20 protein-coding genes are annotated in these 23,428 nt (G+C 58.8%); 9 read left to right on the forward strand and 11 right to left on the reverse strand.

Annotation, left to right across the window (positions count from 1 at the left end; all coding sequences use genetic code 11):
- Positions 1 to 4: 4 nt before the first annotated feature.
- Positions 5 to 1,669 (reverse strand): hypothetical protein, encoded by a 1,665-nt coding sequence (locus LOC68_RS14030; protein WP_230219770.1) that lies wholly within the window; start codon positions 1,667 to 1,669, stop codon positions 5 to 7.
- Between the two features lie 230 nt (positions 1,670 to 1,899).
- On the opposite strand from LOC68_RS14030, the gene LOC68_RS14035 reads away from it, so the two are divergent.
- Entirely contained in the window at positions 1,900 to 2,169 is a 270-nt protein-coding gene (locus tag LOC68_RS14035) for a hypothetical protein (RefSeq protein WP_230219771.1), read from the forward strand.
- Positions 2,170 to 2,601: 432 nt separating this feature from the next.
- On the opposite strand, the gene ligA is transcribed toward LOC68_RS14035, so the two are convergent.
- Entirely contained in the window at positions 2,602 to 4,632 is a 2,031-nt protein-coding gene (gene ligA / locus LOC68_RS14040) for an NAD-dependent DNA ligase LigA (protein WP_230219773.1), read from the reverse strand.
- A gap of 39 nt (positions 4,633 to 4,671) precedes the next feature.
- On the reverse strand, positions 4,672 to 5,052 hold the full coding sequence (locus tag LOC68_RS14045) for a cupin domain-containing protein (RefSeq protein WP_230219775.1): 381 nt from the start codon (positions 5,050 to 5,052) through the stop codon (positions 4,672 to 4,674).
- 78 nt (positions 5,053 to 5,130) lie between these two features.
- On the opposite strand from LOC68_RS14045, the gene LOC68_RS14050 reads away from it, so the two are divergent.
- From LOC68_RS14050 to LOC68_RS14075, 6 genes are all read left to right on the forward strand, one after another.
- Entirely contained in the window at positions 5,131 to 5,286 is a 156-nt protein-coding gene (locus LOC68_RS14050) for a hypothetical protein (protein WP_230219777.1), read from the forward strand.
- 239 nt (positions 5,287 to 5,525) lie between these two features.
- A complete protein-coding gene (gene uvrA, locus LOC68_RS14055) occupies positions 5,526 to 8,375 on the forward strand; it encodes an excinuclease ABC subunit UvrA (RefSeq protein ID WP_255670835.1) in 2,850 nt (949 codons plus the stop codon).
- Positions 8,376 to 8,386: 11 nt separating this feature from the next.
- The gene (locus LOC68_RS14060; protein WP_230219779.1) at positions 8,387 to 9,223 is read left to right on the forward strand and encodes a hypothetical protein; all 837 of its coding nucleotides are present in this window, start codon (positions 8,387 to 8,389) and stop codon (positions 9,221 to 9,223) included.
- Complete coding sequence (locus tag LOC68_RS14065; protein ID WP_230219793.1) at positions 9,220 to 10,266, forward strand: ThiF family adenylyltransferase; 1,047 nt, start codon at positions 9,220 to 9,222, stop codon at positions 10,264 to 10,266. The genes LOC68_RS14060 and LOC68_RS14065 overlap by 4 nt, the downstream gene beginning before the upstream one ends.
- A gap of 158 nt (positions 10,267 to 10,424) precedes the next feature.
- A complete protein-coding gene (locus LOC68_RS14070; RefSeq protein ID WP_230219795.1) occupies positions 10,425 to 10,874 on the forward strand; it encodes a hypothetical protein in 450 nt (149 codons plus the stop codon).
- Between the two features lie 283 nt (positions 10,875 to 11,157).
- On the forward strand, positions 11,158 to 12,222 hold the full coding sequence (locus LOC68_RS14075) for a rhodanese-like domain-containing protein (RefSeq protein WP_230219797.1): 1,065 nt from the start codon (positions 11,158 to 11,160) through the stop codon (positions 12,220 to 12,222).
- 49 nt (positions 12,223 to 12,271) lie between these two features.
- Here LOC68_RS14075 and LOC68_RS14080 read toward each other — a convergent pair whose 3' ends face one another.
- The 4 genes from LOC68_RS14080 to ppk1 form a co-directional block, all read right to left on the reverse strand.
- Positions 12,272 to 13,288, reverse strand: a complete 1,017-nt coding sequence (locus LOC68_RS14080) for a formylglycine-generating enzyme family protein (protein WP_230219799.1) — start codon at positions 13,286 to 13,288, stop codon at positions 12,272 to 12,274.
- Positions 13,289 to 13,325: 37 nt separating this feature from the next.
- On the reverse strand, positions 13,326 to 14,228 hold the full coding sequence (locus LOC68_RS14085; protein ID WP_230219807.1) for a rhomboid family intramembrane serine protease: 903 nt from the start codon (positions 14,226 to 14,228) through the stop codon (positions 13,326 to 13,328).
- Positions 14,229 to 14,368: 140 nt separating this feature from the next.
- Positions 14,369 to 15,598 carry a S1C family serine protease gene (locus LOC68_RS14090; RefSeq protein WP_230219809.1) on the reverse strand — a complete coding sequence of 410 codons (1,230 nt, stop codon included), beginning with the start codon at positions 15,596 to 15,598 and terminating at the stop codon, positions 14,369 to 14,371.
- Between the two features lie 135 nt (positions 15,599 to 15,733).
- On the reverse strand, positions 15,734 to 17,863 hold the full coding sequence (ppk1, locus tag LOC68_RS14095; protein WP_230219811.1) for a polyphosphate kinase 1: 2,130 nt from the start codon (positions 17,861 to 17,863) through the stop codon (positions 15,734 to 15,736).
- Positions 17,864 to 18,066: 203 nt separating this feature from the next.
- On the opposite strand from ppk1, the gene LOC68_RS14100 reads away from it, so the two are divergent.
- Complete coding sequence (locus tag LOC68_RS14100) at positions 18,067 to 18,666, forward strand: D-glycero-alpha-D-manno-heptose-1,7-bisphosphate 7-phosphatase (RefSeq protein ID WP_230219814.1); 600 nt, start codon at positions 18,067 to 18,069, stop codon at positions 18,664 to 18,666.
- A gap of 361 nt (positions 18,667 to 19,027) precedes the next feature.
- Here LOC68_RS14100 and LOC68_RS14105 read toward each other — a convergent pair whose 3' ends face one another.
- The 3 genes from LOC68_RS14105 to LOC68_RS14115 form a co-directional block, all read right to left on the reverse strand.
- Positions 19,028 to 19,708: a hypothetical protein gene (locus tag LOC68_RS14105; protein ID WP_230219816.1), complete on the reverse strand. Its 681-nt coding sequence runs from the start codon at positions 19,706 to 19,708 to the stop codon at positions 19,028 to 19,030.
- Between the two features lie 113 nt (positions 19,709 to 19,821).
- Entirely contained in the window at positions 19,822 to 20,346 is a 525-nt protein-coding gene (locus tag LOC68_RS14110) for a hypothetical protein (protein WP_230219818.1), read from the reverse strand.
- Positions 20,347 to 20,458: 112 nt separating this feature from the next.
- Complete coding sequence (locus LOC68_RS14115) at positions 20,459 to 20,881, reverse strand: tetratricopeptide repeat protein (RefSeq protein WP_230219820.1); 423 nt, start codon at positions 20,879 to 20,881, stop codon at positions 20,459 to 20,461.
- A gap of 853 nt (positions 20,882 to 21,734) precedes the next feature.
- Here LOC68_RS14115 and LOC68_RS14120 point away from each other — a divergent pair.
- Positions 21,735 to 22,460, forward strand: a complete 726-nt coding sequence (locus tag LOC68_RS14120) for a potassium channel family protein (protein WP_230219821.1) — start codon at positions 21,735 to 21,737, stop codon at positions 22,458 to 22,460.
- Positions 22,461 to 22,548: 88 nt separating this feature from the next.
- On the opposite strand, the gene LOC68_RS14125 is transcribed toward LOC68_RS14120, so the two are convergent.
- Complete coding sequence (locus LOC68_RS14125; RefSeq protein ID WP_230219823.1) at positions 22,549 to 22,914, reverse strand: hypothetical protein; 366 nt, start codon at positions 22,912 to 22,914, stop codon at positions 22,549 to 22,551.
- Positions 22,915 to 23,428 lie beyond the last annotated feature (514 nt).

Genomic DNA, 23,428 nt, shown 5'->3' on the forward strand with positions numbered 1-23,428 from the left:
TCGGCTATCGCAACATCGCTCCCGAAATCTGGCGGGCGATCGCCTGCTGATCTTCTCCGAAAGAGAGGTCAGCCATGTTTTGCAGTTCGTGCGGGCGAATCGTCACGACGACGCTGCCGCCGCTCGCCAAGGCGCCGCTGACCGCTTTCGCCCACGAGTAGAACCCTTCGCGGGACGGCGCCGAAGACTCCAGCACTCGATCCTTCAGCGTCATCAGCTGGCGAAGCGAAGCCAACGCCGAGTCGACGTCGCGGCTGCTGGCCGAAATCTCGCTCCGAAGCGAAACCAGTTCGTCCAGCGTTTCGCGGGCTTCGTAGCTGTCGCCGGCCTGGCAAATGAGTTCCGCTTCGATTCGCATCATGTCGCCGGCCACCTGGCGAGCTCGCATCGTCATCGGCGCGGCCATCACCAGCTCTTGTTGCAGGGCGAAGATGTTCTGTTGGGCGATGTCGGCGGCGATCGCATTGGTGCGCGACTGGACGATGTCGTCGTTCAAGCGAAGCATGTTGCCGAGGACCATGTCCGCTTTCCGGGCTTGCGGCGCCGCGGCGACGATTTCATCCTGAATCCCCAGCATGTTGTGCAAAGCGTTGTCGGCCTGACGCGACTGGGGGAGTGCAGCGAGCAAATCGCCTTGCAGGCCCAACATGTTACCCAGGACCATGTCGGCCCGACGTCCTTCGTTGGCCGAACGAATGATTTCTTCCTGGCGAGCGAGCATGTTCTCTAGCAACATGTCAGCCTGACGCGATTGCGACTGCGAAGCGAGCACCTTGTTGAGCAGCTGCGACAGCGAACCAAGGTTGTTTTCCAGGCTGGCGACGTAGTCATGCTGCGAGACCTTGGCCAACTCAGCCGGAATCGCCAGCACGTTGTCGATCAGCATATCGGCCTGCTGCATATCGCCGGCGGCGCCGAGCGTTTTGCTCTGCAGTCGCAGCAAACCGTTTACGGCGCGGTCGGTCGCGGCCAGATCACGATTGGCCATCGCGATTCGCGACTGGGCGTTCAGCATTTGGTTGAGCGTTTGTTCGGCGGCCAGGGCGGCCGGGTATTGATCCTGCATGCGGCGATGCAGTGACGCAACCCGATCGAGCGTCACTTCGGTACGAGCCAGATCGCTTTCGACTCGCTGGGCCTGGCTGCGAAGGTTGTCGGCGTTGGTTAGGGCCGCGATCGCATCGAGGGTGAGCGCATCTTGTTCGAGCAGGGTGCGGTGGATGTAGTCGATGTTCTCGACGACGCGGACGGACGCGGCGGCGGCCTTAGCTTGATCATTTAAGCGTTGCTGCAGGCGATCAAGCCTTTGAAGGGCCACCTCGACTTGTCGGAAATCAGTTTGGCTGGCGGCCAGTTGGCAGCGGATGTTCTCTAGCGATTCGAGCGAAGCGCGAGCGGCGGCATTTTGCTCGGCTTGCTGTTGGAGCGACGACATCAGGTCGTTCGTCTCCTTCACGCTCGACTTAAAGGCGACCAATTCCTTTAAGGTGCGATCGAGTCGCGAGATCCGCATTTCCAGGGCCTGCGAATCGCTTTGCGCCGGACGCACAATCACGATGTAGAGCAAGACCACGCCAAAAATGATTCCGAACGAAAAGGCGCCCCACGAAAAAGGCTCCTGCTGGTTGACATTCTCGCTATGTCGTCCTGCCTGGTTTTCCGCCGCCACGTTCCGTCTCCTACCGGTAATTCAGCTGTTGCGCATCTCCACGCAAACTTCCCTGCTTACCTTATCGACTCCCTATCACCAATTTTCCACCCTTTCTTATTCGATTAAGTCGGTGCTAGCACAATTGCGGGAATTCGACTCGGAATACGATTCGTCTAGGCGCGCTTTCCAGAGGTTGCTACGCTCCCGGGCCGATTGAATCGGGCGACTTTGCAAACAAGGGAGCGAGCATGACAAATAACTTCAATTTCTTTCAGTGGATGCGCGACGGCGTGAAGCAGGCGGTCCTGCTCGGCGTGAACGACGCGGTTGAGCAAATCGGAATGCCGGTCGAACAGGAACAAGGGAAGAGCGACTTCCTGGGCCTGATGGGCAATGTCGGCGAAACGGCTGCGGCGCGTAAGTCGATCAGCGCTTCGACGACCGGTACCGCCACGGCTGGCCCGCGTACCAAACGTCTGGGACGCAGCTTGAAAGACATCAACACCGACAGCAAGTAAGAAGGCTGTCGCAAGAAAATGAAAAGGGCGCCGCAGCACATCGACGCCCTTTTCACACACACATCAGAACCCGGCAGAAAAACCTGCGTTCTGGAAACTTAGTTCTGCGAAGGCGGTCGTCGCTCCAACGGATGGACGATCGCGATCTCATCATCTTCGTCCAATTCTTGGCCGCAATGATCGCAGTGAATGTGATCGTTAACAGGTCGCATCGAAGCGACGACAGTCTGGCATCGATGGCATCGATACCACGCGGGAGAACGATCCCGCTTCCCCACAGTTACAATCCGCATGCCCCTATTCCCCAAAAGAGCCATTTGAATCAATTACGAAGTTGGCTTCCGTGTGGCCTACTTATCTAAGCGGATCCGCAGGGAGATGGCGGACAAAAAAATTTGTCCGCAGGGGAAAATACGGCGAATTTATATAAAATCAGTCGACTTGGGGGGCCTTACTGCCTGCAAGAAGAACTTCAAACTCTTCCTCTGTTAAGACTTTTACCCCTAATTGTTGGGCCTTGGTGAGCTTGCTCCCCGCCTTTTCTCCGGCGACGACAAAGTCCGTTTTCTTCGAAACGCTCGATGAAGCTTTGCCTCCGTGCTTCGCAATCAGTTCTTGGATCTCGTCTCGACCATATTTCACCAGCGTTCCGGTCACAACAATGGTCTTGCCGGCGAAAACCGCTGCGGCCAAGGCGCCCGCGTCGGGGACATCCTCGCTCATTTTGAGACCAAGTTCGCGGAGATCGGCGATCGTCTCCTTCCCGAAGTCTCCCGAGAAGAAATAATGAACGCTGGCCGCGATGATCGGGCCGATTTCGTCAACGGCGGCGATTTCCTCTTCGGACGCGCTGATCAAGGCGTCAATGGTGACGAAGTGCCGCGCCAAGAGTTGAGCGACTCGTCCGCCTACGTGGCGAATCGAGAGCGCATTCAGCAATCGGGAGAGCCCCCGCTCTTTGCTTCCTTCGATTGCGGCGACCAGGTTATCGCTCGACTTTTTCCCCATCCGCTCGAGACTCGACAGCTGATCCGCGGTCAGTCGATAGATATCGCCATAACTACTTACTAATTCGTCGACGACCAGTTGGTCGACCAGCTTGTCTCCCAGCCCTTCGATATCCATCGCGTTCCGCGTCGCAAAGTAACGGATTCGCTCCTTCAGCTGGGCCGGGCAAGACTCGCGATTGGGGCAGCGGATGTAAACGCCCCCCTCGTCTTTCACAAGCGTCGTGCCGCAGATGGGACATTCGGTCGGAAACTCGAACTTCGGCAGTTCCTCCTTCCGCTCGTGCATTTCGACCCGGACGATATGCGGAATGATCTTCCCCGCTTTTTCGACCACCACGACGTCGCCGACCCGAATATCAAGCCGCTCGATTTGCTCCGCATTGTGCAGGCTCGATCGCGAGACGGTCGTTCCGGCCAGTTCGACCGGTTCGAGTTCCGCAACCGGCGTGATCGTCCCGGTCTTGCCGACCTGGACCCGAATCTCATTCAGCGTGGTGATCGCTTCGTACTTTTCAAACTTGTAGGCGATCACCCACCGCGGGCTCTTGGTGGTGCTTCCCAGACGTTCGCGCTGTTCAAAGCGATTCACCTTCAGCACGAGCCCGTCCACTTCAAACGGCAAGTCCTGCAGCGTCTCGACCAGCGCCTCACAATGCGCGACCGCAGCGTCAAAATCGGGGAACGCTTCGACATTGGGAGTTGGGGGAAGACCGTACCCTTTCAGCTCGTTCAGAAACTCAATGTGCGATTGGCTCTTGAGCCCTTCGACGTAGCCGACGCCGTGGGTGAACATCCGCAAGTTGCGCTCGGCGCAAATCCGTGGATCGAGCAAGCGAATGCTGCCGGCCGCGACGTTGCGGGTGTTCTTGTAAAGCGCTTCGCCGGCGGCGGCCAGACGTTCGTTGATCCGCGATAACTCGTCGTTAGTCATGTAGATTTCGCCGCGCACTTCCAAAACCGGCGGCACGTCGTCGCCGACAAGTTGCAACGGAATATCTTTGATCGTGCGGACGTTATGCGTAATATCGTCGCCGACCTGACCATTGCCGCGCGTCACGCCGCGGACGAGCAACCCATTTTCGTACAACACCGAAACGGCGACGCCGTCGATCTTCAGCTCGACGACCCACTCGATCTTTTCGTCCGGCAACAGCTTTTGAATTCGATCGCCATAGGCCCGCAGCTCTTCGAGGCTGTACGTGTTGTCGATCGACAACATCGGCACCCGATGCGCAACTTGCGTCAGATGCTCGACCGGCGCATCGCCGATTCGCTGCGTCGGACTGTCGGGCGTGATCAGCTGCGGATTCTCCGCCTCCAGATGCTTCAGGCGATTAAGCAGCTTGTCGTATTCGAGATCGGTGATCTCGGGTCGCGCCTCGACGTAATACATACGGTCGTGGCGACGAATTTCGGCCCGGAGTTGATCAATCTCTTCTTGGACGGCTGCCATACGATATCCTTCGCGTGATGGAGACGAGCGATGCGAGCGTTACTCAGCGCATTCCGGCTTGGCGACGAACTGGGCGTTGTTGGCCGCGTTCGGAACCAGGCAAAGGAACTTCAGGGGAGTTTCTCCCACGTTCTGGAATTGATGGACTTCGTCCGGAGCGACGTAGATGACGTCACCTGCTTTAATCTCGCGCGGCTGTTCCCCTTCCATCACCACGCCGTTGCCGGCGATCACGTAGACTTCGTGCTCGTAGGGATGATGGTGCTTCGGCGTGTGACCGCCGGGCGCCACTTCAAACTGACGCATCGCAAAGTTGGGGGCGCCATCTTTGTCGTTGATCAACTGCCGAACCTGGCAGCCGGTCGCCCCTTCCATGTGAACCGGATTGGCGGTTGATTGCTCGAAGTGCTGAACTTTCATTCTGTTTCTCGCTGGTAGTGGTCCGTGGAGGGGTCCGCGGCGGTTTCTGGATTTCGTTTTCGGGACGCAATTTTGGTAATGCCCCTAGCCGAGGACTGGTCGGTCATGATCGCCAAGACGCTGCAAATCGCCAAGATCCCCGTTTTGGCCAACACTCGCGTAAACCCGTGCGGCTGGACGAATCGGCCCCTTTCCGCCACCCATTTAGCCACCCGGCTGGGCATGGCCCTGTAGCCGCAAGCAGCGACAGGGAAAGCGGTTCCGACGAATAGCAACCTGACGAGACGCGGGCATTGCGTTTGGACGACGCGGGTCCCGACCAGACCCTCTCTGCGACACTCTATCGGACTGCCGGGGGGCGGGCAATATGCGGGCCCAGTGCGCTACTATCTTGACCGCCGAGCCGGGGGTAAGATGAAGGATTCTATGGTCGCCGCCGACGCGCGTTGAGAGAGAGTGGGGAGGAGCCAGAGTTGCCCAACACGTCGATTCAACTCCGAGGCGTCGAAGTCCACAACCTGAAAAAAGTGGACCTCGATCTCGAACATCGCAAGCTATTCGTCTTCTGCGGCGTCAGCGGCAGCGGCAAAACCAGTATGGCCCTCGATACGTTGTATGCGGAAGGGCAGCGCCGCTACATCGAAAGTTTTTCGGCCTACACGCGGCAGTTTCTCGAACGGCTGGAAAAGCCCGCCGCCGAATCGATCGAAGGGATCCCGCCAGCGCTGGCCGTGACCCGCGGTAACGATTCGCGATCCAATCGCTCAACCGTCGGCACCGCGACCGAAACGACCGACTACCTCCGCCTGCTGTTCGCCAAGATCGGCGAGATCATCTGCCCGTGCTGCGGCGCGAAGATCCAGCGCGACACCCCGCAAGACGTCGCCCAGCGCATCCTGGAAATGAACTTCCCCGGACGGATGATGCTCACCTTCCCGGTCGCCCCCGACAAAGAAGAATCGTGGGACCAAGTCGTCGCCGATCTCCGCGAAGATGGCTTCGTCCGCGTCATCTCCGGCCAGAAGACGCTCAACCTGACCAGCGATTCGCAGCAACTGAACGGCGGCCCGGTCCAAGCGATCGCTGACCGCCTCTCCGGCGAAGGGCTGAAAGCGGAGCGTTTGCAGGAATCGCTCGAGACCGCCTTCCTGCATGGCGAAGGGGTCTGCCAACTGCTAGTCGAGTCGGAAGAGCAGAACGGCGTCGCCGACGCGAGCTCGCTCCAAGAGATCGACGGCCGTCCCTGGCGTCGACACGTTTACAGCAACCAGCTCCGCTGCGAGACGTGCAACAAAGAATTCATCGAGCCTGAGCCGCGGCTCTTCAACTTCAACAGTCCGCTCGGCGCTTGCCAGGCCTGCGAAGGCTTCGGCAATGTGATCGACATGGACATGGACCTAATCGTCCCTGACGTCAGCAAGTCGCTGGCTGACGGCGCGATCGCGCCCTGGAACACGCCGGCCTACCATCACGAGCTGGAAGAGCTGCTGGCGCTCGCGCCTGACTATGGCATTCCGACCACCGTTCCGTTCCGCGAATTGACCGAAGACCATCTCCGTCTGATTCGCGAAGGGGTGCCGGAGCGTGAATTCGGCGGCCTGAAGGGCTTCTTCCAATGGCTGGAACGGCGCAAGTACAAGATGCACCTCCGCGTCTTCCTCAGCCGCTGGCGCAGCTTCCGCGATTGCGAAGCGTGCCATGGGCAGCGTCTCCGTCCCGAATCGCTCGCAGTCCGCATCGGCGGTAAGAACATCGCCGAAGTCTCGACGATGAAGATCCGCGACGCCTACGAGTTCTTCAAGTCGCTCCCGATCTCGCCCCGTGATCAGGCGGTCGCTCGCCAGGTCCTGACGCAGTTGCTCGATCGCTTGAAGTACCTGAACGTCGTCGGCCTTGGCTACTTGTCGCTCGACCGGACGATTCGCACCTTGAGCGGCGGCGAAGCGCAACGCGTCGCTTTGACCAGCACGCTCGGTTCGAGTCTGGTCAACATGCTCTACGTCTTTGACGAACCGTCGGTCGGCTTGCATCCGATCGACGTCGAACGTCTGGCTGGCGCGATTCAAGATTTGAATCGCCGCGGGAATACCGTCGTGCTGGTCGAACACGAAGAGTCGATGATTCGTCGTGCGGACGAGATCGTCGAGTTCGGCCCCGGCGCCGGCGAACGTGGCGGCGAAATCGTCTTCCAGGGAACGCCGCAAGAGCTGCTCACCTCCGAAGAAACGCTGACCGGCGACTACCTGATGGGACGCCGTAAGGTGATCCATCTCGAAAAGCGCCGCGACACCACGCACGGACGCGTCCGCATCAAAGGCGCCCGCGGCAACAACCTGAAGAACATCGAAGTTGAGTTTCCGCTCGGCGTTCTCTGCGTCGTGACTGGCGTCAGCGGCGCCGGCAAAAGTACGCTGGTCGATAACACGCTCTACCCGGCCCTTTGCCGCCGCAAGCGAAAAGAGGCGCCGAAGCCGCTCGACTGCGACGACGTCTTTGGCGACGGTCAGATCGACGACGTCGTGCTGGTCGACCAAAGCCCGATCGGCCGTTCGCCGCGTTCGAACCCGGTCACCTACATCAAAGCGTTCGACGAAATCCGCACCGTCTTCGCCGCGACCGTCCAGGCCCGCACCCACAACTTCACCGCGAGCCACTTCAGCTTCAACGTGGCCGGCGGACGCTGCGACGCGTGCGACGGCGATGGTCACATCGCGATCGACATGCAGTTTTTGGCCGACGTCTACATGAAGTGCCCCGAGTGCAAAGGGCGGCGCTACAAGAAGGACGTGCTGGAAGTTTTGTACCGCGGCAAGAACATCGCCGAAGTGCTGAACATGACGATCCGCGAAGCGTTCGTCTTCTTCCGTGGTCAGCCGAAGGTGCAAGCCAAACTGCAACGTCTGATCGACGTCGGGCTCGATTACCTGCGACTTGGCCAACCAGCCAACACGCTCTCGGCGGGGGAAGCGCAGCGTTTGAAGTTGGCCGGCTATCTCGCTTCTTCGAAGCGCGGTCGCACCCTCTTCCTACTCGATGAACCGACCACCGGTTTGCACTTCGCCGACATCGCGCAGCTGCTCGACTGCTTCAACTCGCTGCTGCAAGTCGGTCACTCGCTGATCGTCGTCGAGCATAACCTGCACATGATGATGGCGGCCGACTACATCATCGACATGGGCCCTGGAGCCGCCGACGAGGGTGGCATGGTCATCGCAACCGGCACCCCGGAAGAGATCGCCCAGAACCAGAACTCCCCCACCGGACGCGCCTTGGCCGAAGCGCTCTTGTCGCGCTCCGGCGTACGGCTCGCTCCCAGAGAATAGAAGGAGTCGCGATGACTCCCGATTCGCTCGCCAATCCTTGGACCATCCGCCAAGGAGCCACCTCCGAGGCCCGCGTCGAACTTTGGATCGACGGTCCGGTAAACGCTGAGACGCGGATCGAAGGCCCGACCAACATGCGGGCCCAAACGCTGACCGCCAAGTATCGGGTCGAAAAGTTTGAGGGTGGACCAGCGCCGTTTCGCGCGGTCCTGCCCGAGCCGAACTTCTGGACGCCGCGGACGCCCAACTGTTATCGCTTGAGCGGTGCGCCGCAGCCGTTCGGCCTGCGCGATCTGCATGTCCGCGGATCAAATCTCTGGCTGGAAGATCATCGCTTCGTCCTCCGTGCCGCTGCGGCGACGCAAGAAGATCTGAACGACTTCGAAGCGTGGCGTGAAACCGGGCTTGCCGCGATCGTCGAACAGCCGACGCAAGCGCTTTGCGAGCGTGCTCTGCGGGAAGGCCTTTACCTGATCGCCGATCTCTCTGACGCTCGGCATGCTGATATCCGCGGTGAAGTGGCTCGATTAGCCGCGTGGGCGTCGGTCTCGATGGCGATCTTGCCAGGCAGAATCGAACTGCACGACGCCAAACAGTTCGCGCCTCACTTGCCGCTGGCTTGCCTGGGAGAAGAAGCGACGCCAGACTGGGCCGATGTGGTGATCAATTGCCTGGAAAATAACGAAGCGATCGCGACGCCAACGGTCGACGCGCCGGAGATCTTGTGGCGCTGTCAATCGGCGGCGGCGGTTACTCCGGCCGAGTTGCGACTGGAATGCGATCGATTGGCGGCCGAAGTCGTCGGGGCGTCGAACTTTAGCGGCCTCTGGGTCGGGAGCGTGCGATGAGCGAAGAGGCCGCCAAACCGGATGATCGATATGCCCGGCAGACCGCGTATTACGCGATTGGCGCCGAAGGACAGGCGAAACTTGCCGCCGGTACGGCGCTGGTCGTCGGACTCGGCGCGCTCGGAAGCGTGATTGCGGAAACGTTAGCTCGCGCCGGCGTCGGCACGTTGCGGATCGTCGATCGCGACTTCCTCGAATGGAATAACCTTCAGCGTCAGGTTCTCTACACCGAGCAAGACGTCCGCGATCGTCTGCCGAAAGCGGTCGCCGCCGAAAAGCGTCTTCGTGAGATCAACTCCGAGATCACGATCGAGCCGCACGTCTGCGACGTCGACTACCACAACATCGAAGATCTCGCCGCCGGCGTCGACGTGATCATCGACGGCACCGACAACTTCGGCGTTCGCTTTCTGCTGAACGACGCGTCGCTGAAGCTGGGCGTTCCCTGGATCTACGGCGGCTGCGTTGGCGCCGAAGGGCGAATGATGGTAATCCTGCCAGGCGAAACTCCTTGCTTCCGCTGCTTGATGCCGGAACCTCCTCCGGCCGAAATGACCCCGACCTGCGACACGGCCGGCGTCGTCGCGCCGATCGTCAACGTCGTCGCATCGCTCGAAGCGCTGGAAGCGATCAAGCTCCTCTCCGGCAATCGCGACGCCGTGCAGCGCGACCTGGTGGTGATCGACCTCTGGGAAAACCGCTGGCGCCAAGTAAAACTCGACAACTTGCAGGACAACGCCGATTGTCCCGCGTGCGGACAGCAGAAATATGAGTGGCTCCGGGGCGAACTCGGCGGCCATTCGACCGTCCTCTGCGGCCGCAACGCCGTCCAAATCAGCTTTCCCGATCGCCCGAGCGTTTCGCTTGAAGCGCTCGCCGAAAAACTCGCCGGCGTCGGCCGCGTTGAAAAGAACCCATATCTTCTCCGCCTCCACGTCGACGACTACGTCCTGACGATCTTCCCCGACGGCCGAGCGATCATCGCTGGCACGACGGAGCCGACCGTCGCCAGAACGCTCTATTCACGCTACGTTGGAGGGTAGGGCAGGCCATGCCTGCCGAAATGCGGACGCATTACATCGATGGGCGGCGTCGCGATTACGCCTCCTTAAATACCAAATCGTTGCGACTTTTCGTAATCCCGTGGTAGCTTCATGGGCAAGCCGGTCCAATTAAATCGTAATCTCTGGGCGCAGACCTCGTGGCGAATCGAGTAATCAACTCCGTGATGCTCCTATCGACCGTGCTGTTGGTCATCTCCGTTACTCTCTTTCTCCTCGGCTACGTCGTCCCCACTTCGCAAGGATTCGTCTCCTTGCAAGATGATTTTCACGTGGGCGTTTGGGGGCATGGTCTCAATTCGGAGATCATCTTCTTTAACGATGCCGAATATGGCCCGTACCACGGCAGCATCATCGCGCTGGTCGACGCGGACGGGAACACGTATCCGAACTTCATCCGCAATGAACGGTTCGGCCCCATCGCAGGCATTTACTATCGCTACTTTGAAACGGTCGAATGGAAGCTATGGACTTTGATGGTGAACCTCTGGCATCCGATACTATTCTTCTCGTTCGTTGCGGCGGCGACCTTCGCCTTAAAGGTCCTTCGCCCCATCCAAAAATCGCGAAGTACTGACACTTTCCGTTGAAGCGTAGGGCAGGCCATGCCTGCCGCAATGCGTTAGCCCAGTAGGTCGGGTACAGCGCAGCAAAACCCAACAATACGCTGGCAAGCGAAAGGTGGGTTGCACAAGCGATTCCCAGCAAGACAGCTAAATCCAGCTCTGCGCGCTTGTTCCACCCACCCTACGTTTCTTAAAAAAGGCGAATTGACGAAAACGCTCCCCCTCGCTGCTTCGTCTCCAACTACATAAGCCTTGCTGCGCGCCAAACGCAGATTCCCGATCTGCTCCCTTTTCGAGGAGAAAATCGATGCGAGTGATAGCCATTTCCCTGGTTGCTATCGGCGGCCTCTTGGTCGCGGGACTGCTGGTCTCCCTGTCGATTTCGCCAAGCGAGGCCCCTGCGGCCGAACTGGCCAACCCGCTGATCGACTACGACGGCTTTGCGAAAGAGGCCGAAGTGGTTCGTGGGATCCGGGAAAATCGTCGCGTCTCCGAGGACCAGTTTATCGAAATGGCGAAGGATCCGCAGACGGTCGTGCTCGATTGCCGTAGCGCAGAGAAATACAAACTGCTGCATGTAAAAGGGGCGGTCAGCCTTCCCTTCTCCGAAATCACCGCCGAAGCGTTGGCCAAGGTGATTCCGACCAAAGAGACGCGCGTGCTGATCTACTGCAACAACAACTTTGAGAACGCTCCCGAAGCGTTCGCGTTCAAGCGGCCGGTCGCTTCGCTCAACCTGCATACCTACAACCAGCTCCATAACTACGGCTACACGAACGTCTATGAGCTGAAACCCCTCTTGGATCGACATGCGACCAAAATCGAGTTTGCCGGACTGGAAGTGGAGGTGGAGAAGTATCGACCCGAACAGCCGCGAAGCCTGCTCGCACTGCAACCTTCTGGCGGTTTTGGGGACGCGTCGCTTGAGAACCCACGCATCGACGTCGATGGCTTCTTGAAAGAAGTGAAATTGGTCCAGGAGATCCGCGAACTGCGCCGCGTTTCGGAAGACGACTTCATCCGGATGTCGCATGATCCGGAAACCGTCATCCTCGACGCGCGGAGCGTCGAGAAGTACAAACTGCTCCACGCAAGAAGAGCAGTCAATCTGACCTTTCCTGACGTGACCGAAGAAGCGCTCGCCAAGGTCATCCCGACCAAAGATACCCGTGTGTTGATCTACTGCAACAACAACTTTAAGAACGCGCCGGTCGCCTTCGGCCCCAAGGGATTTCGAGCCTCGCTCAACATTCATACATTCATCGTGCTGCACAATTACGGCTACACGAATGTGTATGAACTCAAGCCGCTGCTCGATCGAGAGACGACCAAGATTCAGTTCGAGGGAACGGAAGTCGACGCGGCCAAGTAGGTCTCTCTTCCAACCAGCCCGCAGCGCAAGCAAGGGAATGCGGTCGCCGCTACTTCACGCAGCGAAAACCGGTGAAATTGTTCGGCGAGCGCGGCGCGGCGTGCGAGCGGTACCAGACCATCGCTTCGCTCACCCCTTCCTGTTCGCTCGATAGCCAACTGCCGCCGCGGATCACGCGCTCTTCACCATCGAGCGGGCCGGCCGGGTCGACCCGATCGGCCAGTTGATAGGCGTCTTCGGCGTAGTGGTCGCCGCACCATTCAGCGGCGTTGCCCGCCATGTCGTACAGTCCATAGCCGTTCGCGGCGAACTTGCCGACCGGCGCGAGATCGCCGTAACCGTCGCTCGCCGCATCGGCGAATGGAAATCGTCCTTGCCAGACGTTCCCGACTTTTCCTTCAGCGTCCGACTGCGGATAGTCGGCGTCAATCTGACCGCCGCGGGCCGCGTATTCCCATTCCGCTTCGGTCGGCAGACGTTTGCCGGCCCATTCGGCGTAGGCGCGGGCGTCATACCACGAGACTTGCAGCACCGGGAAGTTCTCGCGGCCGATGATCGTGCTGTCGACTCCGGTCGGATAACGCCACTGGGCGCCGTCGACGATCGACGCTTCGCCGGTCTTGGCGTCAAAGACCCACGAACGCCCGCGCCGTTCGGCGTCGGTCAGATACTGCGTCGCTTCGACGAACGCGGCAAACTGGGCGTTGGTCACTTCATGCTGATCAACGCGCAGCGGCGAAATGGTGACCTTCACCACCGGCTGCGCATCGACCGGACCGCCGGTTTTTCCGAGCAGAAACTGTCCGCCGGCCAGCGCGATCATCCCGTCCGGATCAGCGACGTCGAGCTGCGCAGACGGCGCATCGGATTCCGGCGCCATACCAGTCAGGCCGGCGATGTTCAGCTTGGGAAAGCCACCTTCAGGCGGAAAGAAATAGAAGCCGACTCCGAGGCTGAGAATCGCCAGACCGACGATCGGCAGCAAGTAAGAGCGCGAAGGCTTGTTCGGCGGCTTGCCTGCCGCCAGGCTTCGCATGTACTGCAGACGGTCGGGTTGTTTCGTCACAACGGCCTCCTTGCCGCGAGTGCGCTAGAAGCGCGGTTTAGCTATGCTTCTGCTTCATTCGCCGGCTGTACGCTTCCAGCTTCCGCTTTTCGGCCGGAGTCAAACTATCCAGTCCGTGGTCTCGAACCTTGTCCAAGACCTGCTCCGCTTCGTCGTTCGAGTCGAGATAGGGATCTTCATCCGGAGGCGTATGCACTTTCAAATTCGGCTTACGCTTCATCGATTGGCGGATTCGATCGGGCAGCCCGCCGAAGCTGAGATAGCCAAAGTTCCAACCGCCATAGAAGTAGGCCAAACCCAACGCCGCGCCAGCCAGGTGCACGGTAAACGCGACATTGCTTTGTCCATTCCCAAAGGCGCCCAGCACGTTCATCCCGATAATGATCACCCCCAACAACCAGGCCGGAATCGGGATGAGCAATTGGAAATAGATCGTGACGCGGGGGAAATTGCAGATGAACAGGATCAGGATCGTCGTCACGGCGCCCGAAGCGCCGACGACCGTACCGGCCGAACCGGTCGCCAAAGCGATGGCGGACCAGAGTACGCCGCCGAGGACGACGCTCAGCAAGTAGATGCGGAGGAACTCGGCGCTGCCGTAGCGGTCTTCGATCTGCCGTCCGAACATCCACAACACGAACATGTTGCCGATGATGTGAAAGATGTCGGTCGGGCTATGGAGAAAGCCGTACGTCAGAAACTGCCACCAGAGAAGCGGGTGAAGCAAGGTATCGCTGTGACATGCCGCCCAGCCCCCCACGTCACCGCCGATACGCGGATCGAAAGAACTGGCCGCCAGCCTTCCGCCGAAGAAGATGAAGTCGACGAAAAAGACGATCACGTTGATGATGACCAACGTGTTGACGATCGAACGCCCGCCCAGGCTGAAATTAAGCGAGCGCGGTTCGTCTTGGTAATACTCGCGGTCGTAAATTCCCATATTCCGTAACGTGCTTCAGCCACTGAAGGTCGCGCCGCCGGCATAATCGCTACCAGCGGCCGCGCTAACATCATCTTAGGCGCGAGTTCGCTCTAAGTGCAGTCCAGTTTAGCACGTTCGTACGATTAGGGCGGAGATCGTTAATCGCCGACGCCTAGGGTCACCGGAACGTCGACCTTTTTTCCCTCGCGTAAAACGCTCAGTTTGACGACTTCGCCAGGGTTTTTCCGCTCGATGGCGGTCAGCAGGTCGTCGGCCGACTCGATCGCGGTCCCGTCGACTGCGGTAATTACGTCCGCTTTGCTCCGGTCGACCCGCGTCTCCTCATAGACATACGGTCCGCGGCGCACTTGCTGGCGGACCAATTGGAAACCTTGCAGGCCTGCCTGTTCGGCGGGTCCCCCTTGGACAAGCGACGCGACTCCCAGGCCATCGTCGGTCAAATAGACGCGAGAGACGCCCAGATCAGGCCGGGTAATCTTCCCCTCCGCAATCAACTGAGGAGCGACGCGGCGAATCGTGGCGACCGGAATGGCGAAACCGACGCCGGTGTTTTGACCGGTTCGGCTCGCGATCGCGGTGTTCATCCCGATCAAACGACCGTTGCTATCAAACAGCGGCCCGCCCGAGTTCCCCCGGTTGAGCGCGGCGTCGATCTGAATGATCGCCTTCATGGTTCGCCCGCTCCGCGACGGGAGCATGCGGTTCAAGCTGGAGATAATACCGATCGTCATGGTCCGTTCCAAACCGAACGGATTGCCGATCGCGAACGCCTTTTGGCCGACGCGCAGATTCGACGAATCCCCCAGTTCCACAGGGACCAGCAGATCGGCCGGCACATCGATCTTCAGCACCGCGATATCGTTCACCGGATCCTGTCCCACCAACTCGGCGGGATAACTTTCGGCGTTGAACAGGGTGACGTCGATTTCGGTCGCCCCTTCGATCACGTGGTAATTCGTGAGGATATGCCCCTGCTTATCCAGGACCGAACCTGACCCGGAACCTTCCGACGGCGTCTCGGACATCAGCAAACCGAACGTCGTATCGCGCTGCACGCTGCGGGTCATGATGTGGCAGACGCTGCGGTTCCCTTTGTCATAGACGTAGATGTTGCGCTGCTCATCCGGGGTGAGCCCCATTTCGCTGCTGTCGGCCGGTCGCAATTGCTGCATCGGCCGCGCATCACTGACGCGGGGATCTTGGCCGGGTGAACGCCACTGGCCGGCTGTCGGCAAAGTCGCCATCGGCGACGTTGGCAACGGGGCCATCGGCTGTTGGGCGAATAAGAACGGGCCGCAAACGGCCATGACGGAAAAAGCCAGCACGCCTGGAATGAGCGAGCCGGCGGAAAACGAGGTTTTCGGCATAGGGCTGACTCCCACTCGAGCGGAAGAATACATTTGGAAATTCCAGCAAGCCTGTCGGCTTGCGCATGTCCAATCGTACGCAGTCTCGCGGCGGATGGTTCTAGGGGTGCTAGCAGCGCGCTATCGCACATCTGCTTACGCCAGACGATCTTTCGCCCGATGCAGCGTCAACGCCATCAGCGCCTGATGCGTCCCCAGTCGCGCGACTTCTGGGTCGTCTTCGCTCGGCATCAGCATCTGGTACGAGCCGTCAGGCTGCATCATCCACGCCTGGCGACGATCCTTCAGACAGATGTCGAGGATCTCCCACAACCGTTCCTTCAAGGGGCGAGCTTCGATCGGCACGATCGCTTCGACGCGCTTCGTCAGGTTGCGCGACATCCAGTCGGCCGAGCCGATGTAAAACTCGCCGTCCAGCGGCGTTTCGGCGCCGTTGGCGAAGTAATAAATCCGCGAGTGTTCAAGGAATCGTCCCACGATCGATCGGAGCCGCACGTTGTCGGTCACCCCTTCGACCCCCGGCCGCAAACAGGCGAAGCCGCGGACGATCAATTCGACCTGCACGCCGGCTTGCGAGGCTTCGACGATCGCGCGGCACAGCTCCGGGTCTTCCATCGCGTTGAACTTGGCGACGATCAGCGCCGGCAGGCCTTGCTGGTGATTGTCGATTTCGCGCTGCACCATCTGCAGGAATTTCTCCCGCATGTTGATCGGCGCGACCAGCAGTTTGTCGAAAGACGGCGAACGGGATCGCCCGGTCAGCATGTGGAACAGATTGACGACGTCGTTGCAAATCACCGGATCGCAGGTGAAGAGCCCGATGTCGGTATAAATGCGGGCCGTTTTCACGTGGTAGTTGCCGGTGCCGATGTGCGCATAGCAGCGGAGACCGTCCGCCTCTTTCCGGACGACCAGCGCGATCTTGGTATGCGTCTTAAGTCCCAACACGCCGTAAACGACGTGAGCGCCGATCTTTTCCAGCTCTTTCGCCCAGTGCAAGTTGCGCTCTTCGTCGAAGCGAGCTTTCAGCTCGATCAAACAGGCGACTTGCTTGCCCGACTCGGCCGCTTGGATCAGCGAGCGCACGAACGGCGTGTCGTCGCCGACGCGATACACCGTCATCTTGATCGCGACCACCTTGGGATCGCGAGCGGCGCGGCGAATGAAGTTTTCGACCGTCGCGTCAAAGCTGTCGTACGGATGGTGAACCATCAGATCGCCCGCTTTGATGACCGAGAAAATATCGGCCTCGTCGTCAAGCAGCGCGTTCGGAATCACCGGGTTCCACGGTTCGTCGCGGAGCGCCTTGAGGTCGAGATTGGCGATCGGCATCAGTCCCGAGTAATCGAGTTCCGACGGCAGTTCGTAGACGTCCTCTTCGGTCAACTCGAACTGGCGCATCAGCAGCCCGCGAACCCACGGGTTCGGGTTGCTTTCAATCTCCAGGCGAACGACCGGCTGGAACTTGCGTTGGCGCAATTCTTCGGCGACGACCGTTCGCAAGCTTTCGGTGTCGTCATCGTCGTCGAGTTCGACTTCCGCGTTACGCGTGATCCGGAACGAGGTCGAGTCGACGATGTTCATGCCGGGGAAGAGGGTCCCCGCGTTGTGATGAATCAGATCCTTCAAGCCGAGGTAGAACCACTTCGACTTGTCTTCGTCTTCCAGCGCGATCCACTGCGGCAGAATGTTGGGAACCTTGACCCGCGCGAAGAGGTTTTCTTCGGAGTCCGGAACCCGCAGCACAAAGCCGAGCGAGATCGACAAGTTCGACATGTAGGGGAACGGATGTCCCGGGTCGAGCGCCAGCGGCGTCAGCGCCGGATAAACGTTGCGGGTGAAGAACTCGTGCGCTCGCGTTCGCTGCGCGTCGGTCAGATCTTCCCATTGCAAAAGGTGAATGCCGTTCTCGGCCAGTTGGGGCAAGATCGCATTGTCGTACGCTTCCCCTTGTTGGGCGTACATCTCGGCGACCGCTTGCCGCAGCGCCTGCAAATGAAGTTCGGTCGCTGGGGCGCCGATCGAGTGCGAAAGTTCCGCCCGTTTGCGCGTCCGGAGTAGCGCAAGCCGCTTCATGAAGAACTCGTCCAAGTTCGACGTGAAGATCGCCAGGAACTTGACCCGCTCCAGCAGCGGGGTCCGGTCGTCCAGCGCTTGCTGCAATACGCGGCGATTGAACTCGAGCCAGCTCAGATCTCGGTCGAACCAGGCGTCGCGCCAGGTCTTAGGTTCATCAGCGACAGGAACTTCCGGTCGATCGAGCATCGCAATTCTCTAGGGTGGCTAAATAGGGAATTAAGGACTCCTAGCTGAATCCTACACGTTCTAGGGGGAACATCAACAGAGGTTTCGGCCCCAACTTTTCCAGAAAACGGCCCGGCTGGTGGGAACGATTGGTCTTGGGAACTTGGGGGGCCGCCTGCTAAAACCGCGGTTTAGCACGCAGTCCCATTCCCCGAGAGAGCGAGATGTCGAACGCTGGCGGCGCCCTGTTTTTAGATCGCGACGGCACCATTAACGTCGAACGCGAATATCTCTCCGATCCGCAGCAGCTCGAATTGCTGCCGGACGCCGCCGCCGCAATCGCCGCCGCCAACCAGGCCAAAGTGCCGGTGATCGTCGTCACCAACCAGTCGGGCGTCGCCCGGGGGATGTTTCCCGAGTCGCGAATCGCCCAGGTTCACCGCCGATTAGACGAACTGCTTGCCCAGCAGGGCGCCGCCATCGACGCCTATTACTACTGTCCGCACCATCCGAAGTCGGCCAGCGCCGTCTATCGGGTCAATTGCCAATGTCGCAAGCCGCGAGCCGGGATGCTGTTCGCCGCGGCCGCCGAACTCGGAATCGACCTGCGTGAAAGCGTGGTGATCGGCGACAAAGCGTCCGACCTTGGTCTCGGTCCCGCCGCCGAGTGCCAAACGATACTGGTCCGCACCGGTTACGGACGCGAAACCGAACAGCAACTTCCGGCGGCGGTTCCGTCGCTGATCGGGCGTTTTGACACGCTGCTGCCGGCCGTCGAATATTGGCTGCACTCCCGGCTGGAACGTTCGATCTCGGCGGCTTAGCCTTGGCCGAGGTCAATCAAGACTACCGCGACATGGCGGAAGCGCAACAGGCCTACCGCATTCGTAACGGCCGAACGGCACTGTTTGCGAACCTTCGCCGATCCTGCATTGCACAAGACGCCCCCCTTGCGCGTACTTCTTCTAGCTCCACCAGCGTCGGGGCATACCGTGAACGTTGAGATCACGCGTCATGCGTCGCCGTTCCATGCAAAACTGACGTCGAATGTTGCGTAGGATTTGTTTGCAGATGCGTCGGACATGGTACGTCCTCCAAACAGAATGAGAGATGAAAACAGATGACGGGAGGCTTTTACCTGCTCGCGAGCAAATTAGCGAATCAGACGACAACGGCGAATGCCATCTAACCCAAGAACGCCTTGCGACAATTCCCAACATGATCGGCGATCATATGCATCAGTCGCCGCAGCGAATCATTGTCGCGCAGCTTGCAATCGCATTGATCCAACAGGCCCCGGTCCACTTCCGCAACAAACCGGAAGAAAACATGGCAGGCCAAGACTTGATCGTCGCCGCTTCGCCAGGACCAGGCCTTGATCTGCTCTTGATGCTCCGGGCACGTTTCCCTCAAAAAAGCGAACTCACGATCCAGCACGCCGGACAAATCGCCCGTCACGCGGAGGAACTCGTCGGCGATCCGCCGTTCGGGAGCAATAACGCGCGTCCACTCCGCTCCCAGTTTCTGCGACGTCTTTCGACAAGCCTCATCGGCCGCATGGACCAGTCGCTTCTCCCACTCGATTCGGTCGGCCGAACTATGGATTTCGGTCCAGTGCCGCTCTGCGTCGCGTTCTAACAGAAACATCAGGTCCAAATCACGAATCGAGACGCATTCATCATGGTCAAAATGCTGGATGGCGCTTAGCGCAGTCTTTGCATACAGCACCTCCGAGAACCTCCCTTGTCCGCAGACATGCAGGTGCTCAAAAACGGCCGGAAAGACCGAGGGCCGAGCAAATCCCATCTCGAACTGCCCGAGATCGTAAGCGTGATCGAATCCATACATCGCCAACTTGCCACTCAACCGCTGCCTGTTTGGGAAGTGAATTCGCATGCGTTTTATTGATGAGAGAAGAAGGGGCCAGGCGTATTTTAGTTGCTCGGGTGGAACTGACTGCCGGGCGCCATGGCGCCTGGCTAGGCGCTTGGCGTCTCCCTGGGGTGCGGCTCTTGTTTGTAGTGGCACGCGCTACTTTTACCCACGCCGGGATCTTCTCCCACGCGCGTCAACGCCTCCTGAACCGACTTGCCAACATGAACGGCGACCAAGGACAACACATAGTTGTCCAGCAATAGGAGGGAAGGCTCGATCACGTTGCGCATCATCTGCTCGGTAAGCTCCTGACGCCAGAAGTACACGCTGTTTTTGAATCGCAACTCGCCATTTTCTGGATTGAACGCGAAACAGCCTGACGGAATCCGCACGTTGTGCAGCGTGCAGAGATCCTTCATGTTGCCGTAGTACTCTCGGTCCAGCGGAGCGCCTCCCATGATCGCGCGAAACAGGAACGCCTCCATGTTCGGATTGATCTCGGCATAGCAGTGAAACGGTATCGAACCAGCCAGGTAGGGAAAAGAAAGCGACCATTCGTCCAGGGGCTGGGTACGCCACCTTCTTTCCAGCAGATCAAGCAAACAATACATCGCCTCTTCGTGACTCATCCGCTGTATCCTGAATTTCGCTTGGCGTGATGGCTTGCCGGACCGGCGGCAATCACATTGGCTTGAACTCGTCCCGACCGCCGACTCAGCGCGCATCCGCCTGTTGTCGCCCCTAGCACTTCATTAGTGCCGTTCGGATTCGTTCACAAATCTCCTCATTGGGGAGAGCAAGAGATTGTGCCGTCTCATAAGCGTCCTTTGCACCTTGCACATTTCCAGAACTGTACAGGGCATCTCCGAGATCGGCAAAGTAATCCGGCTGATTTTCCCACAACTCGGTCGCTTTTCTGAGGCTCAAGATCGCCGCTGAGTTTCTTCCCAGTTGCAAGTTGAGTATTCCAATTGCATGAATTGACTCATGGTCCTCCGGCTCCAAGAGAACAATCGACTCAAATCTCGATAAAGCTTCCTCGAACCTCCCGATTGACTCCAACGCTCGCCCCAATTCGTAGAGCGTATCAGTATTGGTCGGATCGTTCTCAATCGCTTGAGAAAGCTCTAAGATCCGACTCTCAATCTTCTCCTGTTCGGCCATCTGTATATCTCCCGAATCAGCAGACGGAGGTCAACGGAGCGTTACCTCGCCGCTTCGCCAACTGGCTACTCATCATCGGAACTTGGTCGCATCGGCCACCAATCGAGTGACTCGCAGTCAAAATCTCCGCTTTCAGCGCTATATCCCCTATCGCGAATGTGCTGCACAAACTCGTCAGGAAGCGCAATGTTATGTGCCATGAGCATGTGGGGCAAATCGGACGACCATAACCAAATTCCATCGCTCCGCCAGGCACGTCCAGCGATGTTTTTTTGGCGACAGTATCGACAGTCGATCCATACCGGTGAAACGGCGACCGTCTTGCCATTCGCTAGAAACGAAGCGACTAGTTCTCTATCGTCCAGCTCGTAGCCATTGCGTATCGCCTCATTTAGGTCTTGATAGTCGTCACTCTTGCAATCGACCCAAACCCCAAAATACTTGTGTGGATAGCTCGCATCCCTGCCATCACGTCGTCTAGTATTCATTACTTCGCCCTAGGGAAGAGTGGTTTGAAGTCACCCAATTCCTCATGCATCGCGTCCTAGGGGCATTTCCGAATTGTGAAGAAAAGGGGCGGGGGGCTTGTTCGGCGGCGCGGCGCTTTCGACCAGTATAACCTCGGAGAGCCGCTGGTTTTCAGCCCGTCTATTCCGCGAAAGCGATCAGGAGATTAACGCTCTAGGCGACAGGAACACAACGGATTGGCACGACTAGAGGAGCACTGACTGCGGCCCGTGCCAACTCGCCGTTCGGGAAAAGAGCACTTTCGCCAACGACCTTGGCGCCCGAAGATAGAAAATCGGCCGGCGGCAGCCCGACATCCACGAGTAGTTCGAATTGAGATCCGCGAATGCACCAACCCAATCCGTCCCTTGAGACGCCGTGCACGGAACTTGCTGATGGTGAGCGGCAGACTTCGGGCCCCACGACCTACCCGGCCGTGATCTTCCTGGTTGCACTTTTGCTGTTGATCAGCCTTTCGCCGATTCTGGAAGAGACGACGCTGGGGGCGTTGATCGAGTCGCTGGTGCTGACCTTTGTGCTCGTCGCCGCTGTCCCGGCGGTTGGCGGGAGTTGGCGAACCACGCAAATCGCCGGCTTATTGGCCTTGCCGGCCATCGCCGGTAAATGGTTGCATTTTCTTTCGCCAAGCAGCGTTCCGCCCCATTTGTTTTTAGCGGCGGCAATCATTTTCGCCGTGTTTATCGCCGCGCATCACTTGCGATTCATTCTGTGGGCGCCGGAAGTCGACACCCAAGTCTTGTGCGCCGGCGTTTCCACGTTTCTGGTGATCGGGCTCCTCTGGGCGTTCGGCTATTTGTTATTGGACGCGTTTACTCCCAACGCCTTTACGGTCAGCACCCAAGCGGATCCGAGCGACCGGCTCAATGGATTCGACGCCGTCTATTTCAGCTTCGGCATGCTCTGCGGCGTCTCGTTCGGAGAAATCACGCCGGCAACCAATGTGGCGCGCATGATGGCGGTGATCGAATCGATGATGTCCCTGTTCTATTTCGCGATTCTCATTTCCCGCATCGTGGCGCTGCACACCGAACGAGCGAGCGGGCAAAGCTGAGGTGATTTGCCTGGGATGGGAATGGGACGACGTCAAGGAAGGGCGACGTTGTGTTGATGTTTGACCCGAGTAGCCACGCCCCCTTTTCTTACTCCGATTGGGTATTCGCCTTTGTTTCGAAACCTACCAAGAAGACATTGTTGAGGTCCGCACATTCGCAACTTACCGGTTCAACATGCATGACGGTAAACCACTCTTCAGGATCCGGGTGCCCGTGTGCCATCGCGGTACAGACAAATCGAACGGCTTTACTGGGGTCTTTACCAACTTGAAATAGCTGTCCTTCAACAAATCGATCGAGACCCTGTATATAGCCAATTCGAAGTCCGATCCGTCCTTTCCTACCAGGGATTGCTAGGAAACTGAAAACCGCCGCCGCAGGTGTTTCACTTGTTGTATTTTCCCCATCGCTCCAAAAATCGTAGAAGTCATTCGGGGATACTTGATACTTCATTTTCGGGTATTCCCCGTCGATTTGGATACGAAAAGGGGTGCGGGCATTTCTCACGCATCTACGTCGTCACGCGTACTAGTTCACGACTCGTTGGGCGCAGCCTTGTGAGCAACGTTGAATACCACCTGAAAGTGATGATTATCTAACGGACAGACGATTCCAGGGTGAATGCCAAATTCGTTCGCGGCCTCCCACGTGAATGCCACGATGAGGTCGCTGCCGCACTTTGGGCAGACGGCGATCTCTCCCGACTTCCATCGCTCGCAAATTACGTTGACGCTCGCATTCGCCCCTAGAGCCGTGAATCTCGTTTTTCCATCGCTTGCACTCATTGCCTTAGCCCTCCCAATCTCATCGCCGGCCATTCTATTTCGCCCGGCGTCCGCTTCCTAATGTTTTGCTGGGCCTCGGTTGCTGAATTTTCTTCGCGACATCAGTTGGAACGCACCCGGCCGCCAACAATTGTCTCTTGACAAAGCGCACGGAATCATGGTCGGTTGCGGGGTGGTTTTTG

It is taken from the genome of Blastopirellula sediminis, from assembly GCF_020966755.1.
Taxonomy (GTDB): Bacteria; Planctomycetota; Planctomycetia; order Pirellulales; family Pirellulaceae; genus Blastopirellula; species Blastopirellula sediminis.

Bases quoted from the DNA above. Each gene is read 5' to 3' on its own strand.
- LOC68_RS14035 (WP_230219771.1), top strand. From the start codon at position 1,900: ATGACAAATAACTTCAATTTCTTTCAGTGGATGCGCGACGGCGTGAAG.
- ligA (WP_230219773.1), bottom strand. From the start codon at position 4,632: ATGGCAGCCGTCCAAGAAGAGATTGATCAACTCCGGGCCGAAATTCGT.
- LOC68_RS14045 (WP_230219775.1), bottom strand. From the start codon at position 5,052: ATGAAAGTTCAGCACTTCGAGCAATCAACCGCCAATCCGGTTCACATG.
- LOC68_RS14050 (WP_230219777.1), top strand. From the start codon at position 5,131: ATGCCCCTAGCCGAGGACTGGTCGGTCATGATCGCCAAGACGCTGCAA.
- LOC68_RS14060 (WP_230219779.1), top strand. From the start codon at position 8,387: ATGACTCCCGATTCGCTCGCCAATCCTTGGACCATCCGCCAAGGAGCC.
- LOC68_RS14065 (WP_230219793.1), top strand. From the start codon at position 9,220: ATGAGCGAAGAGGCCGCCAAACCGGATGATCGATATGCCCGGCAGACC.
- LOC68_RS14075 (WP_230219797.1), top strand. From the start codon at position 11,158: ATGCGAGTGATAGCCATTTCCCTGGTTGCTATCGGCGGCCTCTTGGTC.
- LOC68_RS14085 (WP_230219807.1), bottom strand. From the start codon at position 14,228: ATGGGAATTTACGACCGCGAGTATTACCAAGACGAACCGCGCTCGCTT.
- LOC68_RS14090 (WP_230219809.1), bottom strand. From the start codon at position 15,598: ATGCCGAAAACCTCGTTTTCCGCCGGCTCGCTCATTCCAGGCGTGCTG.
- ppk1 (WP_230219811.1), bottom strand. From the start codon at position 17,863: ATGCTCGATCGACCGGAAGTTCCTGTCGCTGATGAACCTAAGACCTGG.
- LOC68_RS14100 (WP_230219814.1), top strand. From the start codon at position 18,067: ATGTCGAACGCTGGCGGCGCCCTGTTTTTAGATCGCGACGGCACCATT.
- LOC68_RS14110 (WP_230219818.1), bottom strand. From the start codon at position 20,346: ATGAGTCACGAAGAGGCGATGTATTGTTTGCTTGATCTGCTGGAAAGA.
- LOC68_RS14115 (WP_230219820.1), bottom strand. From the start codon at position 20,881: ATGGCCGAACAGGAGAAGATTGAGAGTCGGATCTTAGAGCTTTCTCAA.
- LOC68_RS14120 (WP_230219821.1), top strand. From the start codon at position 21,735: ATGCACCAACCCAATCCGTCCCTTGAGACGCCGTGCACGGAACTTGCT.
- LOC68_RS14125 (WP_230219823.1), bottom strand. From the start codon at position 22,914: ATGAAGTATCAAGTATCCCCGAATGACTTCTACGATTTTTGGAGCGAT.